The sequence below is a fragment of the Cryobacterium sp. AP27 genome (assembly GCF_056680495.1).
This window is the reverse complement of sequence record NZ_CM155285.1, coordinates 2,628,243-2,650,544: the sequence shown is the minus strand read 5'-3', so window position 1 is coordinate 2,650,544 and position 22,302 is coordinate 2,628,243. Positions and strand designations below refer to the sequence as shown.

The window sequence follows — 22,302 nt, the reverse complement described above, 5'->3', positions numbered from 1 at the left end:
CTGCGACGCGCGTCGCCGGTGGGGGCGGAGAAGGGCGGACGTGGCGCCGCTTGAAGACGTGGCGGTGGTGACCCAGCGCATCGCCGTGCTGCTCTCCGCGGGAGTGTCTCCCGCGTCGGCCTGGACCTACCTGCTGCCCGAAACCACGCCGGAGTCATCGGCTGCCGACGGCCGGGCCCAGCCCGAGCCCCAGCAGGAGCCGGCGACCGTCGCCATCATTCGCGCGGCCGCCGCGGCGGCATCCCGCGGCGAGAGCGTGGCTGATGCGGTCGCCGTCGGCGCCCGGTTACTGGGCGGTCAGGTCGGCGACGCGTGGCTGGGACTCGCCGCGGCGTGGGCGGTTGCCACCGCGGCCGGGGCGCCGCTCGCCCGGTGCCTGCGCGACCAGGCCGCGAGCTTTCGTGAACTCGGACAGTTGCACCGCGACCTGCAGGTGGCTTTGTCGGGACCCCGCGCCACGGCGCGTCTCGTGATGGGTCTGCCCGTCGGGGCAATCGCGGTCGGCGCCCTGATGGGGTTCAACGCCCTGCAGGTGCTCTTTCTCACCGTGCCGGGATGGCTGTGCCTCCTCTCCGGAGCCGCGCTGATGCAGGTCGCCGCACGCTGGAACCGGCGTCTGGTGCGCGCGGCCACCCGCGCCGATGCGACGCCCGGCCTTGACCTCGACCTCATGGCCATCGCCATGACGGGTGGCGCCTCCGTCGATCGGGCGCGCGCACTGGTGCGGGAGGTCACCGAGCGGTTCGGCCTGCGCTCCGCGTCGGCCGCGCACGGGGCGCCGGACGATGAGCCGATGAGTCGGGTATTGCGGTTGTCGCAACGTGCGGGGGTGCCGGCCGCCGAGCTCCTGCGCAGCGAGGCAGACCAGGCCCGCCGCAACGCGCGCAGCGCGGGCCAGCGCCGCGCGGAGGCGCTCGCCGTGACCCTGATGCTGCCCCTCGGGGTGTGCGTGCTGCCCGCATTCATGCTCGTGGGTGTGGTGCCGCTGGTCTTGTCCATTCTCTCCACCACCCTCGGCTCGTTCTGAACCGAATCGGGCGTGGCCGCACCGGCGCTCTCCTCCACAGGTGCGCCCGAACCCGAGACCTGAACGGATTGATCTCGTCTCCCCGCCGGCCGCCGATCGCGCGGCACAGTGGGTGCACTCGCGCCGCGGGTGAACGCGAATCACGACGCAGAAGGAGACAACCGTGCTCGACCAGCAACCACCGGACAACCCAGGCCCCGCGACAACCCGAGCGAGGAGCCGCGCCGGCGGAGCGACCGCGTGGCTGTCCCGACGTTTGAGCCGACGTTTGAACCGCCGGTGGTTCGACGACGACCGCGGCGCCGCCACCGCCGAATATGTCGTCGCAACGATGGCCGCGGTCGGGTTCGCGGGCCTGCTCATTGTGATCCTGCGCGGCGCCGAGGTGCGGTCCATTCTCACGGATCTCGTGCGCAATGCGCTCACGGTGGGCTGACCGCGTCGCCGGGGAGGCGGGAACCGTCACCGCGGAACTGGCAACCGTCTTGCCCGCGGTGGTGCTCGTGCTCGGCTGTTGCCTCGGCGCCGTGCAGGTCGTCGGGCAGCAGGTGCGCCTCACCGACGCCGCGGCCGACGCCGCCCGCGCGCTGTCCCGCGGAGACACCCCGGATCAGGTCGCGGCGCTCGTGGGGAGCGAGATGCGGGGTGTACGCCTCTCCCGGCAGACGCGCGGGCAGTTCGTGTGCGCGCGGCTCAGCGCCGACAGCAGCTTCGCGGCCTTCGCGCTCGCCGGACTGCGCCTCGAATCGGAGTCGTGCGCCCTCGTCGGCGGGCTGTGATGCGCGGGCATGCCGGTGAAGACGGCGCAGGGTCGGTGCTCGCGGTCGGCATCCTCGGTGCGGCGTTCACGCTCACCGTCGTGCTCCTGCCCCTGTTGACGGCCCTCGCCGTGAACCAATCGGTGCAGAACGCGGCGGATGCCTCGGCGCTCGCCGCCGCCGACACCGTCTCCGGCCTGGTCGCCGGGTATCCGTGTCAGACGGCGGCCGAGGCGGCGCGGCTCAACGGCGCATCCATCTCCGGATGCGCCGTCGATGGCCTCATCGCCACGGTCGGCGTGCGGCGGCGCTTCCTCGTGTTCGACCTGGCCGCCGAGGCCAGGGCCGGACCGCCGCCGTGACGCGCGAATTACCCGAACACGGCCTCAATGAACCGGTATCCCACGGCGGTCGGCCGCACGGGCGACGTGGATTCGTCGAACTCGAGGCCGGGCCCGCGGGAATACACGTAGCGCTTGCCCGCCTCGCCCGCCGGAATCTCGATTCGCGCCCGCGGATCCCCGGAGTCGAGGAACTCGGTCGTGATGGTCTTGCCTTCGAGTGGGCCATCCGTTAACTTCGCGGTGTAGGTGCCCTGCGTTGTTCCCATGGCACCATTGTCCTCGCCGGGGGAGAAGTCGCAAGGGCTGAATGCAAACCAACCACCGGGGTGTACGCCCGCGAACGCCCCGGTCTGGGCACCCCCTAATTAGGCGGGTACTCCATTCGGGTGTGTATGGTGTGCTGTGGTCGACCTATCGGCCACTACGTATAAAGAGGAGTCTGGTGCCAGGCACGAAGAAGCTGGTCATTGTCGAATCGCCGACAAAAATGAAGTCGATCGCGGCGTATCTGGGCGACGGATACGAAGTTCTATCCTCGGTCGGACACATTCGGGACCTCATTGAGCCGAAAAACCTGCCCGTCGAACTCAAAAAGGGCGCACTCGGCCGGTTCTCGGTGGATGTGGAAAACGGTTTCGAGCCGTACTACGTAGTGTCCGACGCCAAGAAGAAGACGGTCAGCGAACTCAAACGTGCACTGAAGAACGCCGATGAACTCCTGCTCGCAACTGATGAGGACCGCGAAGGGGAGGCCATCGCCTGGCACCTCCTGCAGGTGCTGCAGCCCAAGGTTCCCGTGAAGCGCATGGTCTTTCACGAGATCACGAAAGACGCCATCCTCGCGGCGACAGACAACACCCGCGACCTCGACACCGCCCTCGTCGACGCGCAGGAAACCCGGCGCATCCTCGACCGCATCTACGGTTACGAGTTGTCCCCCGTTCTGTGGCGCAAGGTCGGCCCCGGCCTGTCCGCAGGTCGCGTGCAGTCCGCCGCCACCCGCCTCGTCGTCGACCGGGAACGCGAACGCCTCGCCTTCGTGTCCGCCGGCTACTGGGACCTGCTCGCCCGCCTCGCCGCATCCACCGCAGACACCGAGCAGGGCTTCGACGCCAAGCTCGTGCGCCTGAACGGTGAGCGCATCGCCACCGGCGGCGACTTCGACGACTCCGGCCGGCTCAAGCCCACCGTGAAGGCCGCCACGCTCGACGAAGCCTCTGCCCACGCCCTCACCACGGCGCTTCAGGAGCCGAACGTCAACATCGAAGTGACCAAGGTCGCCTCCAAGCCGTACCGCCGCAGCCCCGCCGCGCCGTTCACCACGTCGACGCTGCAGCAGGAAGCCGCCCGCAAGCTGCGCTTCACCGCACGCCAGACCATGAGCGTCGCCCAGTCGCTGTACGAAAACGGGTACATCACCTATATGCGTACGGACTCGCCGTCGCTCGGACAGCAGGCGCTCTCGGCCGCCCGCACCCAGGCCGCCGCGCTCTACGGTGCGGAAACCGTTCCCGACGCGCCCCGCACGTACAAGGGCAAGAGCAAGAACGCGCAGGAGGCCCACGAGGCCATCCGCCCGTCCGGCGACACGTTCCGCACACCGGCCTCGCTCGAGTCCAGCCTGCGCGGCAACGACTTCAAGCTCTACGATCTGATCTGGAAGCGCACCGTCGCCTCGCAGATGAAGGACGCAACCGGGTCCACCGCGTCGGTGACGATCGCTGCCGGCCCGACCGGTACGGCCACGCACCCCGCGGCATCCGGCGCCCTCGCCGAATTCACGGCCAGCGGAACCGTCATCACGTTCCGCGGGTTCATGCTCGCCTACGAGGAGTCGAAGGACGAGGAGCGCAACGCGCCCACCGACGCGACCGAATCCAAGCTGCCTCCGCTCGAAGAGGGTCAAACGCTTGCACTGCTGGATCTGGAGGCGAAGGGCCACGAAACCACGCCGGCCGCCCGGTACACCGAGGCGAGCCTGGTGAAGAAGCTCGAGGAGCTCGGCATCGGCCGCCCCTCCACGTTCGCGTCGATCATCTCCACCATCACCGACCGCGGCTACGTGACACCGCGCGGACAGTCGCTCGTGCCCAACTGGATCGCCTTCTCGGTGGTGCGGCTGCTCGAGGAATTCTTCAGCGACCTGGTGGAATACGACTTCACCGCGGAAATGGAAGACGACCTCGACCGGATCGCCGGCGGAGAGGCCAACCGCACCGACTGGTTGAACAGCTTCTACTTCGGCTCCGACAAGCACCGCGGCCTGCGCAACGTGATCGACAACCTCGGTGAGATCGACGCCCGCACCATCAACTCGATCGCCATCGACGAGGAGATCACGCTCCGCATCGGCAAGTACGGGCCCTACCTCGAGGTCATCGACCCCGATGCCGCCCCGGATGCCCCGCCGCGCCGCGTGAACATTCCCCCGGAACTCGCACCCGACGAGCTCACCCCGGCGAAGGCGCGCGAACTGATCAACGCCCCCGTCATCACCGACCGTGTCATCGGTATCAACCCCGAGAACGGCAAGGAGATCGTGGCAAAAGACGGCCGTTTCGGGCCGTACGTCACCGAGCTCGACCCCGCGCCGGTCGTGGACCCGGCCGTGGCAGCGGCGGCCGCCGCCGCGCTGGCGGCGCCGGTTGTCACGGAAACCATCGACCCCGCCACGGGTGAAGTGAAGCCGGTCAAGCCCAAGCGCAAGCCCGCCGCCAAGAAGGTGGCTGCCGCCGACAAGCCGCGCACGGCATCCATTTTCAAGTCGATGGACCTCGCCACCGTGGACCTCGAAACGGCCCTGCGCCTGCTGGCGCTGCCGCGCGTGGTCGGAATCGACCCGGAGACGTCGTCGGAGATCACGGCGCAGAACGGCAAGTTCGGCCCGTACCTGAAGAAGGGTGTCGACACGCGCTCGCTGACGAGCGAGGACCAGATCTTCGACATCGACCTCGCCGGCGCCGTGGAACTGTATGCCCTGCCCAAGTACGGCGCTCGTCGCGCCTCGAGCGCGCTGAAGGAATTCGAAGCGCCCGACCCGGAGAGTGGCAAGGCGATCAAGGTCAAGGACGGTCGTTTCGGGGCCTACGTCACCGACGGGGTCACCAACGCCACCATCCCGAAGTCCGAAAGTGTCGACGAGATCGACTTCGACCGTGCGGTCGAGTTGCTCTCCGACAAGCGCGCCAAGGGACCGGCCGCGCCGCGCACGAAGAAGCCCGCCGCGAAGAAGCCCGCCGCGAAAAAGCCGGCCGTGAAGAAGGCGCCCACCGCCGCGGCGAAGGCCGCGACGGCGAAGAAGGCCGCCGCGACCCGGGCGGCCACCGCCGCGAAGAAGGCCGCGGATGCCGGCATCGCCCCGGCACCGGCCAAGAAGGCACCGGCCAAGAAGGCGCCCACCGCGGCGGCGAAGGCCGCGACGGCGAAGAAGGCCGCCGCGACCCGGGCCGCCAACGCAGCCAAGAAGGCAGCGGGGGAGTGACGGGACTGTTCATCACGCTGGAGGGCGGCGACGGCGCGGGAAAGACCACGCAGGCCCAGCTGCTCACCGACTGGCTCGAGGGCGAGGGGCGCACCGTGGTGCGCTCCCGCGAGCCGGGCGGAACCGAGGTGGGCGTGGAGATCCGCGAGATCGTGCTGCACCATCGCGGCGAAGTCGCACCGCGGGCCGAGGCGCTGCTGTACGCGGCCGACCGCGCCCAGCACGTGGCCACCAAACTGCGCCCGGCGCTCGCTCGGGGCGAGGTGATTGTGCAGGATCGCTACATCGACTCCTCCGTGGCGTACCAGGGAGCCGGGCGAGTGCTCGGCGCCGACGAGGTACGCGACCTGTCGCTGTGGGCGGCCGAGGGGCTGCTCCCCGACCTCACGATTCTGCTCGACCTGAACGAAACGAATGCCCGCGGTCGTCTCGACGCCGCCAACAAACGCTTCGACCGGCTCGAGGCGGAAAAGGGCGAATTCCACGCCCGCGTGCGCGCCGCGTTTTTGGACCTCGCCGCCAACGAGCCGGAACGGTTTCTTGTGCTGGATGCCGCGGCATCCGCCGACACCATCGCCGCGCAGGTTCGTGCGCGAGTCGCCACGCTGCTCTAACCGCGGAGTACCGTCAGCGCCCCCGAAATCCGGCGTCGCCACGGTAACCGGCGTAGCGGCCACCGACATGGGGCGCGGCCAGGTGTGCGTCGGCCGGAGCGCCGGGGTCGGCGGCGGAAGGTAGCCTAGTTTCATGGCAGTGTGGGAAAATCTGACGGGACAAGCAGACGCTATCGCGATCTTTCGCGCGGCGGCGGAAGCGGACTCGTCGTCGTCGATGACGCACGCGTGGCTCATCACGGGACCGCCCGGCTCCGGCCGGTCCAACCTCGCCTACGCCTTCGCGGCCGCGCTGCTCTGCCCCGGCACCACCGAGGGCGACCGCGACGCCATCCGGCAGGTGGAGGCCCGAACGCATCCCGACCTGAGCGTGTTGACGACCGACGGGGTCATCATCAAGATGGCCACCGTGAAAGAGGCCGTCGCCCGCTCGCAATACTCACCCTCCGTGGGGCGCTACCGCGTGATCGTGGTCGAAGACGCCGATCGCATGGTGGAGCGCACCAGCAACGTGCTGCTCAAGGCGCTCGAAGAACCGCCAGAGCGCACCGTGTGGATCCTCTGCGCGCCGAGTGAGGCCGACCTGTTGCCCACGATCCGTTCCCGGGTGCGCACGGTGCGCCTGCGGGTTCCGAGCGTGGACGATGTCGCCGAGCTGCTGGTGAAACGCGACGGCGTCGACCCGGTCGTCGCCGAGCTCTCGGCCCGCCAGTCGCAAAGCCACATCGGCATGGCCCGCCGGCTCGCGACGAACCCCGAGGCCCGGATGCGCCGCGAGGAGACGCTGCGCACGGCCCTCGGAATCCGTTCGGTGTCGATGGCGGTGAACGCGGCCGCGCGTCTGCTGGCCATCGCCGGGGACGACGCGAAGGCGATCACCATCGAACGTGACGCCGCCGAACGTGAGGGGGTGCTGCGCTCCCTGGGCGTGGAACCCGGCCAGTCCGTTCCCACCGGGCTGCGCAGCCAGATCAAGGCGCTCGAAGACGATCAGAAACGCCGGGCCACCCGAAGCCTCCGTGACGGCATCGACCGCATTCTCGTGGACCTCACGTCGTTGTACCGGGATGTGATGATGGTGCAGCTTGGCCGCGAGCAGGCCGTGATCAACCTCGAGCTCGGTGCCGAGCTGCGCAGCGCCGGCGCGTCCAGCGCTCCCGCAGCAACCGTTGCCACGATGGATGCGATCTCCCTGGCGCGCACGCGCATCCAATCCAATGTGGCACCGGCCCTCGCCCTCGAGGCCATGCTCGTCTCAGCCATTAGGCGCTAGTCACCGTTGCTCGACAGAAGGAATCCGATGACACACCATCCCCGCCTGATCACCGCCCTGGCCGGCGCTGTGGTGCTCACCCTCGGGCTGAGCGGGTGCGTCTCCGCCTTCACCCCCAAGGCCGCTCCCACGACGTCTACTCCCACGGGGGAGGCCGTGGATGCCGCGCTTGACCCGTTCTACAGCCAGGTGCTCCAGTGGGGCGACTGCGACGAAGACATGCAGTGCGCCACAGCCACAGCGCCACTGGACTACGGCGACCCCGCGGCGGGTGAAATCAGCCTCGCGCTCGTGCGCCAGCCGGCGACGGGGGGCGACCGGATCGGGTCACTGCTCGTCAATCCCGGGGGGCCGGGCGCGTCCGGCTACGACATTGTGAAGGACTCCGTGGATTTCGTGACGGACGACGTGCTGCAGTCCAGTTTCGACATCGTCGGCTTCGACCCGCGCGGTGTCGGCCGATCGTCGGCCGTCACCTGCTACCAGCCCGCGGAAATGGACGAGTACCTCTACGGCCTCACGACCGCGGAGCGAGGATCGGATGCCTGGATCGCCGAGCTTGAGGCCTCCTCGATCGCGTTCGGCGAGGCCTGTGCGCAGAACACCGGACCCCTGCTCGCGCACGTCGACACCGAGAGTGCCGCCCGCGACCTCGACCTGCTGCGCGCCGTTCTCGGGGACACGAAGCTCCACTACCTCGGGTACTCCTACGGCACGTACCTGGGCGCCACATTCGCCGAGCTGTTTCCGGACAAGGTCGGGCGCCTGGCCCTCGACGGGGCGCTCGACCCGTCCACCACCAACTTTCAGGTGACCCAGTTGCAGGCCAAGGGTTTTGAGAGTGCGCTGCGCGCCTACCTGGAGTCGTGCCTGCAGGGGGAGGACTGCCCGTTTCGCGGCACCGTGGACGACGCGATGACGACGGTGGGCGCGCTCCTCGCATCGGTTGACGTCAGTCCGATCGCCAACGGTGACGGTCGTCAGCTCGGCTCGAATGCTTTGCTCACCGCCATCATCACCCCGCTGTACCAGCAGGCGGCCTGGCCGCTGCTCAGTCAGATGTTCGAGGGCGTGATGACGAACGACGTCACCGCAGCGTTCGGGCTGGCCGACCAGTACAACGGACGCCAGTCGGACGGCAGCTACCTCGACAATTCCAGTGAGGCGTTCTCCGCGATCAACTGCGTGGACTACGCCTACGACGACGACCCGGCGTCCATGCGCGCGCAGGCCACGGAGATCGAGGCGGCGGCTCCGATCATCGGCCGGTATATGAGTTTCGGCGACATCGGCTGCGCCAACTGGCCACACGCGTTCGACGGGGATCGGGGAGAGATCCACGCCGCCGGAGCCGCGCCCATTCTCGTCATCGGAACGACGAACGACCCGGCCACGCCCTACGCCTGGGCGGAAAGCCTGTCCGCGCAGCTCGACAGTGGCCACCTCGTGACCTACCGGGGCGAAGGGCACACGGCCTACAACAAGGGAAGCGACTGCGTGAACGGCGCCGTCGACGACTACCTCGTCAACGGCACGGTGCCGAGCGAGGACCCCATGTGTTGATCGTGGGCGGCGCGTCGGAGCCCGACGTGTACGACATGACTGCTCGAACAGGCTAAGCTTGGTTCTTGTGTCACCGACCGCCCTACGGGGTGATCTGGTATCGCCGCCTTAGCTCAGTTGGTAGAGCATCTCACTCGTAATGAGAAGGTCGTCAGTTCGATTCTGACAGGCGGCTCCACTAAAACGGTTATGATCTGCCGGCGTCTGCAGTGTAGGAAGTCCACTGATTCCGCTGTCCGACATGCCCGTCCGACTCCGGCATGATCACATGCGACCACCCGTGCAGAGGTCGACGGAGTACCCGTGGGTCGCGGCAGTGTCAGCTGCTGATGAGGGCGGCTCGGGCGAGTACGGCCGCTCCCACAACGCCCGCATCGTCTTCCAACTCGGAGACGACGAATTTCAGGTCGGGATTGGGCTGCAGCATCCATGGCTGCGCGGCCGTGTGGAGCCGATCGGCGAGGTCCTGGCCGAGCTTCTCGGCCAGTCCGCCGCCGACGACGACCCGGTCGAGGTCAAGGAGGTTGTTCGCGGAGCCGAGCGCAATGCCGAGGGTCTCGATGGCCGTGTCGAACAGTTTCTGCGCCAGTTCGTCGCCGTCATCGAGTGCGCGGGCCCAGACCTTGGACGTCAGCGTGCTCTTGCCTTCGTCGTCTCGGATGGCGAAGAGTGAGGTCTTCCACCCCGCGTCGACCATGGACGTGGCGACGCCGCGCATCGAGCGGCGTCCGGCGTAGGCCTCCGCGCAGCCGCGCCGACCGCAGGTGCACAGCGCCCCGCCGGCGAGCACGACGACGTGGCCGATCTCGCCGGCGGCTCCCCTCGAACCGACGTAGGGTCGGCCGTCGAGGATCAGACCGCCCCCAATCCCCGTGCCCATCCAGAGGCCGAGCACGCTTCTGCCGCCTCGTGCCGCGCCGGCCGTCCATTCCCCGAGCAACCCGACGTTGGCGTCGTTCCCCAGCGTCACCGGTACGCCGAGCTGCTCGGAGAGCGGCCCTTTCAGGTCGACGCCTTCGGTCCAACCGACGAGGTTGGGAACGGTGAGCGCTCGTCCCTCGTGCACGACCCCCGGGATCCCGACGCCGACGGCAACGGGGGAGTCGTCGAGGGAACGCACCAGGTCGGTGATGACCTGCAGGACCTCCTCGGGTCCGCCTTCGGGCGTGGCGGCCTTCGCCCGCTGCAGCACGGTATGACGTTCATCCACGGAGCCGACTTCGATGTTTGTGCCGCCCACATCGACCCCGACGATAACAGCGCCTGTTTCACTCATAGGTCATCCTCACACGTCGCAGCCCTCGTCCACAGCATCCCCTGCAGAATCCGAAATTTCCGAGTGGCTCAACAAACACCGCATCCGCCGAGCTGAACGTCCGACCGGGCGAGGAGGGCCTTCCGGGGCGGCCACGTTGCCGTGATCGCTGATGCCGCCGCTGCCGCCCGATTGGAGATCATCACGACCGATCACGGCCACCTCGCCGAGGGCGGGCACGGGCAACGAACATGTGGTGCGTTCCTCATTCTTCGCCGTGGCGCGCTGTGCCGGGGACGATCCGGACTGGTCGGGGACGGCGCCCGCCTGCCCGCTGTGATGCGCCCGGAACACATCGCGGACTACCTCCTCGCGCACATTGCCGAGCGAGCGTGACGCTCACCGCCCGGTCAAGCTCCCCGGGGTGAAGCGCGCCGGCGTTCTGCCCGCCCGGTCAGGCGACAGGTAGCCCGGTCCGGCGGTGGTCGGCGCCGCGCATCCGGACGGCGACGATAAGCCCGGACGCCGCGGTCAGCGCGGCGACCACGGCGACGGCGGCGGGGATCCCGAAGGCATCCGCCAGAAGTCCGGAGAGAAGCGCTCCCACGGCGAACCCGCCGTCGCGCCACAGGCGGTAGATGCCGACCGAGCGGGCCCGCCATGTGGGGTGGGCGACGTCGCCGATCGCGGCGAGCAGCGTCGGGTAGACCATGGCGGTTCCGGCGCCGAGCAGCACGGCGGCGGCCAGCCAGACACCGAAATCATGCCCGATGGCGACCATGCCCAGGGCGACGGCCTGCACGAGCATGCCGCCGACGATCAACCATTTGCGGCCGATCCGGTCGGAGAGGCCGCCGGTGACCAGTTGTCCCGCGCCCCAGACCGCCGGGTAGACGGCGGCGAGGATGCCGATGCGTTCGATGCCGAGGCCGGCTGTGGCAAACAGGATCGGGAACAGGCCCCAGGCCAGGCCGTCGTTGAGGTTGTTGACCAGGCCCGCCTGGCTGACCGAGGACAGGGATTTGTCGCGAAAGCTGGTGAGGGTGAACACCTGCCGGTTGCTGAGGGCGGCGCCTGCGCCGGCGTGCGCGGAGACGTGGCTGACGGCCTCTGCCCGGGCATGGTGGTGCGTCTCGCGCACGAAAAGCACGGAGAGCCCCAGGCCCAGGGCGATGAAGGCGGCGCCGAGCAGGAACGGGCCTGGTCGAAGCCCGTAGTTGGCCGCGATATAGCCGGTCGCCAGCGCCGTGCCCGCGACGCCCAGATAACCGGCGGCCTCGTTGAACCCCATCGCCAATCCGCGGCGCTGCGGGCCGACGAGGTCCATTTTCATCATCACGGTGGTGGACCAGGTCAGACCCTGGCTGATCCCGAGCACGATGTTGGCCGCCACGATCCACTCCCACGACGGCGCGAAGATCAGCAGCAACGGCACGGGGATGGCGATCAACCAGCCGGCGATCAGCACGGGTTTGCGACCGTACCGGTCGGAGAGGGTGCCCGCGAAATAGTTGGTTCCGGCCTTGGCCAGGCCGAACGCGACGATGTAGGTCAGGGCGCTCGTGTACAGATCCAGGTGGAAGACCTGGTCCGCCAGCAGGGGCAGCACCGTGCGTTCCTGACCGAGCGTGCCGCCCACGAGGGCGTTGACGGCCACGAGAAGCATGAACTGGGCGATGTTCTGCCGCAGTCCCAGGGTGATGGCTGCGCTCGCGGCCTTCATCGTCTGGCTCCGGCCAAACTCGCGTCGCCGGACGCAACACGATGCAGCGTTGCCATGTGGGTGCTCCTCGACTTGTGTGACCCCGGCGTTGCCGAGGGAAAGCGTGCTGTTCCATAAAACCATGGATTGTCAGGCGGTCCTGCCGGTGTCCGCCGCTGCCGCAGCCGGGAAGCCGGGAAGCCGGGAAGCCGGGAAGCCGGGAAGCCGGGAAGCCGGGGAGCCGGTGGCCGAAAGCGGCAGACAACTGAACATTCTCATTCTCGCGTGGCCGGGCCAGAATTCAGGCAGGATACTCGGGTGTGCACCGCAAGCCGAAGGCGGAGCGATGCGCGTGACCGCGGACCAGGCGACCGTGAAGCGCGGCACGGTGTCGTTCTTCGTGACTAACGACGGCAGCGTGAACCACGAAATGGTTGTTCTCGCCCTCCCGGACTCCCAGATTGCCGGCACTCGCCAAATCGGTGGGGACGCCGAAGTCGACGAGACGGGAAGCCTCGGCGAAGCGTCAGACACCTGCGGCGAGGGCTCCGGCCAGGGGATCCTGCCCGCACTTCGGGCTGGGTGACCGTCACTCTGTCGCCCGGCCGCTACGAATTGATCTAGCAACCTCGCCGGCCACTACGCCGCGGGATGTACACGCAGCTGACGGTCTCCTAGGCCCATGGCAGGATGCCGGCCTGAGGCATCCGTTGGTAGGCCGAGGCGGTCAGGGTTGGCGAGCCGCCGCGGAGACCCGCTGCAGCAGGGACGCGAGCTGGGCCTGCTCAGTGGCGCTGAGTTCCTCGACGATGGCGTGCTCGGTGAGCAGATGATCGGGCAGGGCCGCCTCGATGAGGTCAAGCCCGGCAGCCGTGAGGGTCACGAGCGTGCCGCGGCCGTCGTGCGGGTTCGCGCCGCGCGCGATCAGGCCCCGGTGCTCGAGCTTGTTCAGGCGCTGGGCCACGGCGCTCGTGGTGATCATGGAGTTCCGGGCGAGCTCTGCCGGAGCAAGCTGGTGCGGGTGTCCGCCGCGCAGCAGGGTGGCCAGCACGTCGAAAGAGGAGGAATCCAGCGCATGCCGAGCGAATGTGGCCGCGAGCCGGGCGTCGACATCTCCGGACGCGCGCGTCAGCCGGCCGATGACGGCCATCGGGGAGGCATCAAGATCGGGCCGCTCCGCGCGCCACTGTCCCACGATGCGGTCTACCTGGTCGGTCATATGAGCACTCTATCAAACGCTAAGCACTTAGGTATAATCACTAAGTGCTTAGCAATCGATATCTTCTTCTTCTGGCCACCGCCGTCGCCCCGGTGCTGTGGGGCACCACCTACCTCACCACGACCCTGTTCCTGCCCCCGGATCGCCCCCTGCTCGCCGCGACCCTGCGCGCCCTGCCCGCCGGCCTGCTGCTGTTGCTGATCGTTCGAAAGCCGCCGCGGGGGAGTTGGTGGTGGAAGTCCTGGGTGCTCGGAGTGCTCAACATCGGGGCCTTCTTCGCCCTGCTGTTCATCGCCGCGTACCGGCTCCCGGGCGGCACGGCGGCGATCATCGGCGGCATCCAGCCCCTGGTCATCGCGCTGCTCGCGAGCCGGGTGCTGCACGAGCGGATGACGCCACGCGTGTTCGCGGCCGGAGTCGCCGGCCTGCTCGGGGTGAGTCTCATCGTGCTGCAGGCTCGGGCGGCCCTCGACGCGCTCGGCCTCCTTGCGGCCGTCGGCGGTGCCCTGTCCATGGCCGGCGGGCTGGTGCTCGCCAAGAAGTGGGGCCAGCCGGCGTCCCCGATAGCCACGACGGCCTGGCAGCTCATCGCCGGCGGGCTCACGCTGTTGATCCTGCTGCTCGCGTTCGAAGGTCTCCCCGCCGAACCGCTCACGATGACCAACCTCGGGGCATACGCCTACCTGTCCGTGCTCGGCACGGCGGTCGCCTACGTGCTCTGGTTTCGCGGTATCGCCCGGCTCCCGGCCAGCCGCATCGGATTCCTCGGCCTGCTCAGTCCCGTCGCCGCGATTCTGCTCGGCTGGGCCGTCGCCGGCGAGGTTCTCACGCCCGTGCAGCTTGTCGGGGTCGTCGTGGTGCTGGCATCCGTCGCCACCGGCGCGGTGCTGAAGGCGGCGGCCCCGCACCCACGCGCCGACGCCGTGCTGAAGAATGCGTGATGGCACTCGTCCGCGAGGGCGGCACTCGTTCAAACGAGTGCGACCCTCGCAGACGAGTGCCGTGGCGGTGCGGATGCCTGGGGTCAGTCACTCAGCGGGCGGTGACCCAGCGTGAAACGCACGTTCTGCTCGAGCGTGAAGCCCCCGCGCGGGTCGCGCGCCGCGTCAAGCCGTTCGGCGGCCAGTGCCAGCACCGCGGCCCGGTCCGGCTCCGGAACCGCCAGCCAGTGCGACCGCTGACCGTGCGACATCGACCAGCGTTGCCACTGCCGGGCATCGGCGAAGTGCACGGGCAGATCGAGGTGCGTGGTGCGGACGTCAGAGAAGCCCACGTCCGTCAGCAGGCCCTCGACACCGGCATCCGATGAGAACGGGCCACGAGTGCCGCTGGTGCGGGCGTCCAGCAGCTGCGGCGGCAGGTACGGCGTGAAGACGTCGTCGACGTCTTCCCAGGCGGCGTCACGCGGGCCGAACGTGGAGACGGCGAGGCGGCCGCCGGGTACGAGCAGGTCGCGCCAGGCGCGGAGAGCGGCAGCCGGTTCGGGCAGGAAGAACAACACGAGCGAGGCAACGGCCACGTCGAACGACGCCAGCGGAAGGCCGGGGTCGGAGGCGTCGGCCACCAGAAGCGTCACGGTGTCGAGGCCGCGTGCCTCCAGGTCGCGTTTCGTGGCTTCGACCATCTGCTCGGCCAGGTCGAGCGCGGTCACCCGGCCGCTCGACCCGACGGCCTCGGCGAGCGGCCACAGCGCGGCGCCGCGACCCGTGCCGAGGTCAAGGGCGCGTTCGCCCGCGCGCGGCTCGACCTCGGCGACGAGGCGTTCGGCGATCGGCGTGAACCACGGCACCCCGACGGCGTCATAGGTGTCGGACACCTGATCGAAGAGGGCCGCAACCCTGGCGCTCATCGCCGCCGCTTGTGCATGTTCCATGCGCTCAGTCTGGCCCGCTCGTGCGACTGCCGGAAGGGGGTGTTTTTAGCGCGCCGAGTAGCCCCCGTCGACGAGGTGATAGCTGCCCGTGATGAAACTCGCCCGGTCCGAGAGCAGGAAGGTGACGAGGTCGGCGACCTCCTCGGCCGTGCCGAGACGGCCGAGCGGGTGCATGCCCACAATGGCGTCGTGCATCTCCGGTGGAACCGCCGCGAGCATTGGGGTCTCGATATAGCCGGGCCCGACCGCATTCACCCGGATGCCGAGCGCGGCATATTCGAGTGCCGCCGCCTTCGTGAGCCCCACCACGCCATGCTTGGCCGCCACATATGCCGCGGCATTGAGCTCCCCGTTGGTGCCGAGGATTGACGAGATGTTCACGATGGATCCGCCGCCCGCATGCAGCAACGCCGGAATCTGGTAACGCAGGCCGTACGCCACACCGCTCAGGTTGACGTCGATCACTCGCTTCCAATCATCGATGTCCAGCTCCCCGACCGGGGCGCGGGTGGGCGCGATGCCGGCGTTGTTGACCGCCAGGTGCAGCGCGCCGTAACTGTCGACGGCGACCTGAACCGCCGCCTGGGACTGTGCCGGGTCTGACGTGTCCTGCCGCACGGCCACGGCGATCTGGCCGGCGGCCTCGATCTCGTCGACCACGCCCTGCGCCGCCTCAAGATGGATATCGCTGACGACAACGGATGCCCCGGCCGCCGCGAGCTGCCGCGCAATCGCCGCGCCGATGCCCGAGCCGCCGCCCGTCACGAGCGCGACCTTCGACTGAAAACCTGTCATGTGCTTGTCTCCCTCGATATTGTGACTTGTGCGCGCCAGTGTGCCACCGATCGGGCACTCGTGGCACTCGTTGGAAAAGGTGGCACTAGTTCAAACCAGTGCCGTCTTTCCCAACGAGTGCCGTGACAACGGGGCCCGCAACGGGGTTAAATCGACTCATGACCCTCCCTCCGCCGACTCGCGCGCAACGACTTGTGCTCACCGTCGCGGTGCTTGCATCCTTCATCGCCTTCCTCGACGGCACCGTCATCAACGTCGCCCTGCCCGCCATCACCCGCGAGCTCGGCGGCGGAATCAGCACGCAGCAGTGGGTCGTGGATGCGTACCTCATCACCCTCGGCGCCATCATCCTGCTCGCCGGGTCGCTCTCCGACGCATTCGGGCGCAAACGGGTGTTGTTCTGGGGCCTCGTCGGGTTTCTGGTCGCGTCGATCCTTTGCGCCGTGGCCCCCTCCGCCGCGTTCCTCATCGGTGCCCGCGGGCTGCAGGGCGTGGCCGGGGCGTTGCTCGTACCCAGCTCGCTCGCGATCATCCTGTCGACGTTCTCGGGGGCGGCGCAGGCGCGAGCGATCGGGGCGTGGACGGCGTGGACCAGCACCGCGTTCATCGCCGGCCCGTTGATCGGCGGGCTGCTCGTCGACCTCGCGTCCTGGCGGTGGGTGTTCGCCATCAACGCGCTGCCGATCGCGGTGACGCTCGTGCTCCTCGCCCGGCTGCCGGTCGACCGGCCGGCGGATGCCGGGGCGCGCGTGGATGTGCCGGGCGCCGTCCTCGGCGTGGTCGGGCTCGGCCTGCCGGTGTTCGCCCTGATCGAGCAGAGGAATTTCGGCTGGTCGAGCCCGGTGATCCTGCTGCCGGCGATCGTGGGCGCGGCGGCATTTGTGGGGTTCATCCTGCACGAGCGGCGCACGGCCCAGCCGATGATGCCGCTCGGTCTGTTCCGGGTGCGCAATTTCTCCGTCGGCAACGTCGCCACTGTCTTCTTCTACGGCGCGCTGTCGATCGGGTCGTTCGTGCTCGCGGTGTTTCTGCAGCAGGTGGGCGGATACAGCGCCACGCTCGCCGGGCTCGCCCTGCTGCCCGTGACCATTTTCAGCATCCTCCTGTCGACCCTGTTCGGAAGGCTCGCCGGGATACACGGTTCGCGCCTGTTCATGTGCGTCGGCCCGCTCGTGGCCGCCGCGGGCTTCTTCCTGATGCTGCGCATCACCGATGAGGTGACCTATTGGACCGAGGTGTTGCCCGGTGTGCTGGTGTTCGGTCTCGGTCTCACCATCACGGTGGCACCGCTCACCTCGGCCATCCTCGGCGCCATCGACCCCGCTCGGGCGGGCATCGCCTCGGCGGTGAACAACGCGGTGTCGCGGGTGGCCGGCCTGGTGGCGATCGCCGCGTTGAGCCTCGTCGTCGGCTCGACCCTCGACCTCGCGGGGCTGCACCGGGCGTTGATCGCGACCGGAGCGCTGCTGGTGGTGGCCGGCGTGGTGTCGGGGATCGGCATTGTGAACCGGGTCGCGCCCGCCACGGTCGAGGTCACCGGCCCCGCCTCCGAGTAGCGAGCAGGGCATAGGCTCGGACCATGACTGATGGAATTCGCTGGGGAATCCTGGCCACCGGCGGTATCGCACACGCCTTCACCTCCGACCTCGTGCTCACGGGGCACACCGTGCAAGCCGTGGGATCACGCTCGCAGGAGTCGGCGGATGACTTCGCCGCCGAGTTCGGCATCCCGAACGCTCACGCCAGCTACGAGGCCCTCGTGAATGACCCCGAGGTCGACGTGATCTACGTGAGCACCCCACATCCGTTCCACGCCGCCAACGCCGCACTCGTGCTGAACGCGGGAAAGCACGTGCTGGTGGAGAAACCGCTCACGCTCAACGCCCCCGAGGCCCGCGTGCTCGTGGACCTCGCCCAGGAGAAGAACCTGCTGGTGCAGGAGGCCATGTGGACCCGTTTTCTGCCGCACATGGTGCGCATCCGCGAGATTCTCGCCGCCGGAACTCTCGGCGACGTGCACGGCCTCATGGTCGACCACACCCAGGACCTCCCCGACGACCCGGCGCACCGGATCAACGCCCTGCAACTCGGCGGCGGCGCGCTGCTCGACCTCGGCGTCTACCCGATCTCGTTCGCGTCGGCCCTGTTCGGTGCGCCGGAGACCATCCTGGCGTCCGCCACGTTCAAGCCCACGGGAGCGGATGCCCAGGTCGCCACGATCTTTCGCTACGCAGGCGGGCAGATTGCCACGGCGTTCTCGGCGAGCGACACGAAGGGGCCGAACACGGCGAGCATCCTCGGCACCGAGGGCCGCATCGACATCGACTCGATCTGGTACGCGCCCACGACGTTCCGGGTGCGGAACAGCGCGAACGAGGTGATCGAGACCTTCGTGAGCGACGTGGTCGGTCGCGGCATGCAGTTCGAGGCGGACGAGGTCGAGCAGCTGATCCTGGCCGGCAAGACAACAGGCGAGATCTTCCCCGCCGAGGAATCGGTGAGCATCATGGAGACTCTCGACGCCGTGCGCGCGCAGATCGGGCTGAGCTACCCGGGTGAGTAACACCCTCGTCGGCTAACATACTCGGGTGGACAAAGCAGACCTCCCGGCCCCCGCGGTCGCGCGCACATCGACGCGAGGCCTCGGCGCCGTCTTCGCGCGGCACCCCCGCCTGTGGCTGGGTGCTGCGGGGGCGCTCGTGTTCGTGCTGCTGGGGACGGGTGCCGTGTTTGCCGGGGTCGCCGCCGGGCGCGCGGAGCCGAGCGCGGCATCCGCCACCCCGACCCCGACCCCGACCGCGACACCGACACCCACACCCACGGTTCCGCCGGCCCGTCCGGTGCCCACAGCGGATACCGCGGCGAGCCGGTTGCGCACCTGCTCGGTGGCCTCCCTCGCCGCCGACTCCCGGCTGGCGAACTTTCAGGGTCAGGTCGTCAACGCGGCCACCGGCGATGTGCTTTTCGACCGCGGCGGCTCCACCGCGTCGGCCACCGCGAGCGCGCTCAAGGTGATCACCAGCGCGGCGGCACTGAACGTGCTCGGGCCCGACTATCGGGCGTCGACGACCGTCGTGAAGGGCGCCGACGCCGGTCAGGTGGTGCTCGTGGGCGGGGGAGACCTCACCCTGTCGCGCCTGCCGACCGGATCCGAACCGTTCTACACCGGTGCCGCGCACCTCGACGATCTCGCCGCGCAGGTGCGTGCGGCGTGGGACGCCGACCCGGCCAACGCCGGCGTGCCGCTCACGAGCCTTGTGCTCGACACGTCCTACTTCTCCGGTCCCGGCTGGGATGACGGCTGGGCGCGCTCCGAGTTGAGTCTGGGCTACATGCCCGAAATCACCGCGCTGCAGGTGGACGGCGACCGTGACAATCCCACGCGCAGCACCTCGCCGCGCAGCGAAGACCCGATCGGCCGCGCCGGTTCGGCCTTCGCGGAGGCGCTCGGCGGGGGCGTGTCCGTCAGCCAGGGAACGGCGCTTCCGGGAGCCGCTCAGCTCGGGGCCGTTCAGTCGCAGCCGGTGTCCACCCTCATTCAGCAGGCGCTCATCGTCTCGGACAACACCATCGCCGAAATGCTCGCGCGACTGGTGGCGATCAAGAGTGGTGCCGGCAACAGCTTCGGTGCCCTGCAGCAGGGCATCGTGGGCGGCCTGTCCGCCTACGGCATCGACACGACCGGCATCGTGATCAAGGACGGTTCGGGCCTCAACCCGGCCAACGCCGTTCCGCCGCGGTACTTCACCGAACTGTTCGTCAAGATCAATGCCCGGGAAGGCAGCCTCGGCGTGATCTTCGACGGCCTGCCGGTGGCCGGCGGACCCCGCGGGTCGCTGTCGTACAGCGACAGATTCTCCGGCGCGAACGCCGTGGCCGACGGAGCCGTCTTCGCCAAAACGGGCTGGATCACCACCGGATACACGCTCGCCGGCATCATCCATTCCGCCGACGGAACCCCGCTGACCTTCGCCGTGTACGCGCTCGGCAACGTGCGCGACAATGCGAAGCAGGCGATCGACACAATTACGGCCGGGTTTTTCAGATGCGGCGATAATCTCTCTAACAACTAGTTTTCACCCCGACCGAAGGAGCCATCGTGACCCGCGCACTGTTGATCATTGACGTTCAGAACGATTTCGCCGAGGGCGGCGTTCTGGCGGTCCAGGGAGGGGCAGCCGTCGCCCAGGGCATCAGCGCCCTGCTCGCCGCGAAGCCGCGGGCCTACGCCTCGATCTTCGCGTCCCGGGACTGGCACGACGCCGAAAGTGACAACGGCGGCCACATCGCCGACGAGCCCGACTTCGTGCACACCTGGCCGGTGCACTGCGTCGCGGAGACGACCGGCGCGGAGTACCACCCCGCGCTCGCATTGCCGCACCGTACCGTGCATATCCTCAAGGGGCGGGGCGAACCGGGCTACTCCATCTTCTCGGGCGCAACGGATGCCGGCGAGCGCGTCGGCACGCTCCTCACCGAGCACGGGGTGACGGACATCGACGTGGTGGGCCTCGCCACCGACCACTGCGTGCGCGCCTCGGTGCTCGACGCGCTCGAACACGGCCAGCACGTGCGGGTGCTCACCGACCTCGTGGCCGGCGTGGACGCCGCCGCGAGCGAGGCCGCGCTAATGGAGATGGCGCATGTAGGCGCTGTGCTCGCCGACTCGAGCCTGGTTGCGCGCGACACCGTGACCGATTGAGCGCGCCGCAGGTGGTGCGTCGCCTCAACGGGGTGCGCATTGCCTATGACGTCGTCCCGGGCGAACGACCGGTGCTCCTGGTGCACGGCTTCGCGTCGTCGGGAACGGCAACGTGGGGCGCCACCGGGTGGGTGCGTTTCCTGACCGACGCCGGTCGCGGCGTCATCGTGCCGGACCTGCGCGGCCACGGCCGCAGCGACGCCCCGCAGGCGGCGGCCGACTACGCGCCACGGCAGATGGCGGCCGACCTGGTGCTCGTACTCGACGAGCTCGGACTCGACCAGGTCGACGTAATCGCCTATTCCCTCGGGTCCCGCGTCGCCGCGGCACTCACCCGGCTCGCACCGGAACGGGTGCGCCGCGTCGTTCTGGGCGGTGCCGGTCCGATCGAACACTTCGCCGCCTGGCCCGCGGACGACCTGCAACGCTTCGTCATGGAGGGCGCTATGCCCCGCGACCCGACCATTGCGGCGGTTCTCGGCCCGGCCCTCGCCGGCGGCGCCGACCGGCTCGCGCTCCTCGCGTGCGTGCAGGGGATGACCGGCTCCGAACTCGACGTGCCCGTCGGTATCCCCCGGCTTTACGTGGCCGGGACCGCGGACCCCATTCCCGAGGGGGTCGCCGAACTGGCCCGAAGCGTCGGTGCCGAGTACGTCGCCCTGCCCGGCCGCACGCATATCAATGCGCTCGGCGCCCCCGAGTTCAAGCAGGCCGCGCTGAACTTCCTGGCCTGACACAAAACGGATTTCACAAAAAGTATCGGCCGGGTGCATCCAAACGGGCAAGAGAACGGGAAGGACTATGTGTAAGCATCCCCTGCCCCGGTGACCGTCACCGGGCAACCCATAGGAGGTTCTCATGCACAAGGTACTCAGCGTAGGCATCGTGACGGGCGCGCTCATCGCCCTCGCCGCCGTCACGCCGGCCACGGCCGCCGAGGGAGACGCCCAGCTGTCGGTGTTCCACGGCGTTCCCGGACTGACCGTTGACGTGTACGTCAACGGCGATCTCACCCTCGACAACTTCGAGCCCGGCGCCCTCGCTGGACCGCTCGAACTCCCGGCCGGCACCTACTCGGTCGCCATTACGGCCTCGGACGCCGCGGATGCCAGCTCCCCGGCCATCGGCCCGGTCGACCTCCAACTCGCAGCCGGCATGAACTACACGGCCGTGGCCCACCTCGGTGCCGACGGCAACCCCACCGCCACACTGTTCACGAATGACGTATCCACCCTCGCCGCCGGTGAAGGACGACTCACCGTGCGCCACGTAGCCGCCGCGCCCGCTGTTGACGTGCTCGCCGGTGGTGCACCCGTCATCACCAACCTCTCCAACCCCGCCGAGTCGCTGCTGACCCTGCCGGCCGGAACCGTCTCCGCGTCCGTCGCGGCCACCGGAACCACAGCGCCGGTGATCGGCCCGGCAGACGTGAACGTGGCCGAAGGCGTCAATACCATCGTGTATGCCTGGGGCAGCCTCGCGGACAGTAACCTCGCGCTCGGCCTGCAGACCATCACCGGCCTGCACTCCGCTCCCGGCAGCATCCCGGCCGGCGAGGCAGGCCTAGCCGCCACCAACCAGCCGGTGGCTCCCACCGCGCTCTGGCTCGGCGGTTCGTCGCTCGTGCTGTTGTTCGGGCTGGTCCTCGCGGCCACCCTGCGCGCACGCCGCACCGCAGCTCAGAAAGTGAACTAGC

At 68.9% G+C, this 22,302-nt stretch carries 23 protein-coding genes and 1 tRNA gene; 18 read left to right on the top strand and 6 right to left on the bottom strand.

Features of this window, described 5'->3' with window-relative positions:
• The first annotated feature begins 40 nt into the window (after positions 1–40).
• The 4 genes from AC1MB9_RS12525 to AC1MB9_RS12510 all read left to right on the top strand — a co-directional run bounded on the left by AC1MB9_RS12525 (position 41) and on the right by AC1MB9_RS12510 (position 2,147).
• Positions 41–1,027, top strand: a complete 987-nt coding sequence (locus AC1MB9_RS12525) for a type II secretion system F family protein (protein WP_479962276.1) — start codon at positions 41–43, stop codon at positions 1,025–1,027.
• A 244-nt stretch (positions 1,028–1,271) separates the two neighbouring features.
• Positions 1,272–1,463 (top strand): DUF4244 domain-containing protein, encoded by a 192-nt coding sequence (locus AC1MB9_RS12520; protein WP_479964641.1) that lies wholly within the window; start codon positions 1,272–1,274, stop codon positions 1,461–1,463.
• Entirely contained in the window at positions 1,444–1,806 is a 363-nt protein-coding gene (locus AC1MB9_RS12515; protein WP_479962275.1) for a TadE family type IV pilus minor pilin, read from the top strand. Before AC1MB9_RS12520 ends, AC1MB9_RS12515 begins: the two co-directional genes overlap by 20 nt.
• Entirely contained in the window at positions 1,782–2,147 is a 366-nt protein-coding gene (locus AC1MB9_RS12510; RefSeq protein WP_479962274.1) for an Rv3654c family TadE-like protein, read from the top strand. The genes AC1MB9_RS12515 and AC1MB9_RS12510 overlap by 25 nt, the downstream gene beginning before the upstream one ends.
• Before the next feature lie 8 nt (positions 2,148–2,155).
• Here the strand turns inward: AC1MB9_RS12510 and AC1MB9_RS12505 are convergent, their stop codons facing one another.
• Positions 2,156–2,395, bottom strand: coding sequence for a hypothetical protein (locus tag AC1MB9_RS12505; protein WP_479962273.1), 240 nt, complete (start codon positions 2,393–2,395; stop codon positions 2,156–2,158).
• Positions 2,396–2,571: 176 nt separating this feature from the next.
• On the opposite strand from AC1MB9_RS12505, the gene topA reads away from it, so the two are divergent.
• The 5 genes from topA (at position 2,572) to AC1MB9_RS12480 (ending at position 9,238) form a co-directional block, all read left to right on the top strand.
• A complete protein-coding gene (topA, locus tag AC1MB9_RS12500) occupies positions 2,572–5,610 on the top strand; it encodes a type I DNA topoisomerase (RefSeq protein ID WP_479962272.1) in 3,039 nt (1,012 codons plus the stop codon).
• Positions 5,607–6,224 (top strand): dTMP kinase, encoded by a 618-nt coding sequence (gene tmk, locus AC1MB9_RS12495; protein ID WP_479962271.1) that lies wholly within the window; start codon positions 5,607–5,609, stop codon positions 6,222–6,224. The genes topA and tmk overlap by 4 nt, the downstream gene beginning before the upstream one ends.
• Before the next feature lie 133 nt (positions 6,225–6,357).
• Complete coding sequence (locus tag AC1MB9_RS12490) at positions 6,358–7,497, top strand: DNA polymerase III subunit delta' (RefSeq protein ID WP_479962270.1); 1,140 nt, start codon at positions 6,358–6,360, stop codon at positions 7,495–7,497.
• 27 nt (positions 7,498–7,524) lie between these two features.
• Positions 7,525–9,060, top strand: a complete 1,536-nt coding sequence (locus AC1MB9_RS12485; protein ID WP_479962269.1) for an alpha/beta hydrolase — start codon at positions 7,525–7,527, stop codon at positions 9,058–9,060.
• Positions 9,061–9,162: 102 nt separating this feature from the next.
• Positions 9,163–9,238, top strand: a tRNA-Thr gene (locus AC1MB9_RS12480).
• Between the two features lie 141 nt (positions 9,239–9,379).
• Here the strand turns inward: AC1MB9_RS12480 and AC1MB9_RS12475 are convergent.
• The gene (locus tag AC1MB9_RS12475; protein ID WP_479962268.1) at positions 9,380–10,336 is read right to left on the bottom strand and encodes an ROK family protein; all 957 of its coding nucleotides are present in this window, start codon (positions 10,334–10,336) and stop codon (positions 9,380–9,382) included.
• A 141-nt stretch (positions 10,337–10,477) separates the two neighbouring features.
• On the opposite strand from AC1MB9_RS12475, the gene AC1MB9_RS12470 reads away from it, so the two are divergent.
• On the top strand, positions 10,478–10,711 hold the full coding sequence (locus AC1MB9_RS12470) for a hypothetical protein (protein ID WP_479962267.1): 234 nt from the start codon (positions 10,478–10,480) through the stop codon (positions 10,709–10,711).
• Between the two features lie 58 nt (positions 10,712–10,769).
• On the opposite strand, the gene AC1MB9_RS12465 is transcribed toward AC1MB9_RS12470, so the two are convergent.
• Positions 10,770–12,038: an MFS transporter gene (locus tag AC1MB9_RS12465; RefSeq protein WP_479962266.1), complete on the bottom strand. Its 1,269-nt coding sequence runs from the start codon at positions 12,036–12,038 to the stop codon at positions 10,770–10,772.
• 325 nt (positions 12,039–12,363) lie between these two features.
• On the opposite strand from AC1MB9_RS12465, the gene AC1MB9_RS12460 reads away from it, so the two are divergent.
• The gene (locus AC1MB9_RS12460) at positions 12,364–12,603 is read left to right on the top strand and encodes a hypothetical protein (protein WP_479962265.1); all 240 of its coding nucleotides are present in this window, start codon (positions 12,364–12,366) and stop codon (positions 12,601–12,603) included.
• A 141-nt stretch (positions 12,604–12,744) separates the two neighbouring features.
• Here AC1MB9_RS12460 and AC1MB9_RS12455 read toward each other — a convergent pair whose 3' ends face one another.
• Positions 12,745–13,236: a MarR family winged helix-turn-helix transcriptional regulator gene (locus AC1MB9_RS12455; protein WP_479962264.1), complete on the bottom strand. Its 492-nt coding sequence runs from the start codon at positions 13,234–13,236 to the stop codon at positions 12,745–12,747.
• Positions 13,237–13,280: 44 nt separating this feature from the next.
• Here AC1MB9_RS12455 and AC1MB9_RS12450 point away from each other — a divergent pair, with 44 nt between their 5' ends.
• Positions 13,281–14,177: an EamA family transporter gene (locus AC1MB9_RS12450; RefSeq protein ID WP_479962263.1), complete on the top strand. Its 897-nt coding sequence runs from the start codon at positions 13,281–13,283 to the stop codon at positions 14,175–14,177.
• 83 nt (positions 14,178–14,260) lie between these two features.
• Here the strand turns inward: AC1MB9_RS12450 and AC1MB9_RS12445 are convergent, their stop codons facing one another.
• Together AC1MB9_RS12445 and AC1MB9_RS12440 are read right to left on the bottom strand one after the other, a co-directional pair.
• A complete protein-coding gene (locus tag AC1MB9_RS12445) occupies positions 14,261–15,109 on the bottom strand; it encodes a class I SAM-dependent methyltransferase (RefSeq protein ID WP_479962262.1) in 849 nt (282 codons plus the stop codon).
• A gap of 45 nt (positions 15,110–15,154) precedes the next feature.
• On the bottom strand, positions 15,155–15,904 hold the full coding sequence (locus AC1MB9_RS12440; RefSeq protein ID WP_479962261.1) for an SDR family NAD(P)-dependent oxidoreductase: 750 nt from the start codon (positions 15,902–15,904) through the stop codon (positions 15,155–15,157).
• A gap of 158 nt (positions 15,905–16,062) precedes the next feature.
• Here AC1MB9_RS12440 and AC1MB9_RS12435 point away from each other — a divergent pair, with 158 nt between their 5' ends.
• The 6 genes from AC1MB9_RS12435 to AC1MB9_RS12410 all read left to right on the top strand — a co-directional run bounded on the left by AC1MB9_RS12435 (position 16,063) and on the right by AC1MB9_RS12410 (position 22,301).
• Entirely contained in the window at positions 16,063–17,460 is a 1,398-nt protein-coding gene (locus AC1MB9_RS12435; RefSeq protein ID WP_479962260.1) for a DHA2 family efflux MFS transporter permease subunit, read from the top strand.
• A 23-nt stretch (positions 17,461–17,483) separates the two neighbouring features.
• A complete protein-coding gene (locus AC1MB9_RS12430) occupies positions 17,484–18,467 on the top strand; it encodes a Gfo/Idh/MocA family protein (protein ID WP_479962259.1) in 984 nt (327 codons plus the stop codon).
• Between the two features lie 25 nt (positions 18,468–18,492).
• Positions 18,493–19,977 (top strand): D-alanyl-D-alanine carboxypeptidase/D-alanyl-D-alanine-endopeptidase, encoded by a 1,485-nt coding sequence (locus AC1MB9_RS12425; RefSeq protein WP_479962258.1) that lies wholly within the window; start codon positions 18,493–18,495, stop codon positions 19,975–19,977.
• A 26-nt stretch (positions 19,978–20,003) separates the two neighbouring features.
• On the top strand, positions 20,004–20,606 hold the full coding sequence (locus AC1MB9_RS12420; RefSeq protein ID WP_479962257.1) for an isochorismatase family protein: 603 nt from the start codon (positions 20,004–20,006) through the stop codon (positions 20,604–20,606).
• Entirely contained in the window at positions 20,603–21,340 is a 738-nt protein-coding gene (locus AC1MB9_RS12415; RefSeq protein WP_479962256.1) for an alpha/beta fold hydrolase, read from the top strand. Before AC1MB9_RS12420 ends, AC1MB9_RS12415 begins: the two co-directional genes overlap by 4 nt.
• A 124-nt stretch (positions 21,341–21,464) precedes the next feature.
• Positions 21,465–22,301, top strand: coding sequence for a DUF4397 domain-containing protein (locus AC1MB9_RS12410; RefSeq protein ID WP_479962255.1), 837 nt, complete (start codon positions 21,465–21,467; stop codon positions 22,299–22,301).
• Position 22,302 lies beyond the last annotated feature (1 nt).

Bases quoted from the DNA above. Each gene is read 5' to 3' on its own strand.
- AC1MB9_RS12440 (WP_479962261.1), bottom strand. From the start codon at position 15,904: ATGACAGGTTTTCAGTCGAAGGTCGCGCTCGTGACGGGCGGCGGCTCG.
- AC1MB9_RS12490 (WP_479962270.1), top strand. From the start codon at position 6,358: ATGGCAGTGTGGGAAAATCTGACGGGACAAGCAGACGCTATCGCGATC.
- AC1MB9_RS12445 (WP_479962262.1), bottom strand. From the start codon at position 15,109: ATGGAACATGCACAAGCGGCGGCGATGAGCGCCAGGGTTGCGGCCCTC.
- AC1MB9_RS12410 (WP_479962255.1), top strand. From the start codon at position 21,465: ATGCACAAGGTACTCAGCGTAGGCATCGTGACGGGCGCGCTCATCGCC.
- AC1MB9_RS12430 (WP_479962259.1), top strand. From the start codon at position 17,484: ATGACTGATGGAATTCGCTGGGGAATCCTGGCCACCGGCGGTATCGCA.
- AC1MB9_RS12465 (WP_479962266.1), bottom strand. From the start codon at position 12,038: ATGAAGGCCGCGAGCGCAGCCATCACCCTGGGACTGCGGCAGAACATC.
- AC1MB9_RS12485 (WP_479962269.1), top strand. From the start codon at position 7,525: ATGACACACCATCCCCGCCTGATCACCGCCCTGGCCGGCGCTGTGGTG.
- AC1MB9_RS12475 (WP_479962268.1), bottom strand. From the start codon at position 10,336: ATGAGTGAAACAGGCGCTGTTATCGTCGGGGTCGATGTGGGCGGCACA.
- AC1MB9_RS12435 (WP_479962260.1), top strand. From the start codon at position 16,063: ATGACCCTCCCTCCGCCGACTCGCGCGCAACGACTTGTGCTCACCGTC.
- AC1MB9_RS12455 (WP_479962264.1), bottom strand. From the start codon at position 13,236: ATGACCGACCAGGTAGACCGCATCGTGGGACAGTGGCGCGCGGAGCGG.
- AC1MB9_RS12515 (WP_479962275.1), top strand. From the start codon at position 1,444: ATGCGCTCACGGTGGGCTGACCGCGTCGCCGGGGAGGCGGGAACCGTC.
- AC1MB9_RS12505 (WP_479962273.1), bottom strand. From the start codon at position 2,395: ATGGGAACAACGCAGGGCACCTACACCGCGAAGTTAACGGATGGCCCA.
- AC1MB9_RS12460 (WP_479962265.1), top strand. From the start codon at position 12,364: ATGCGCGTGACCGCGGACCAGGCGACCGTGAAGCGCGGCACGGTGTCG.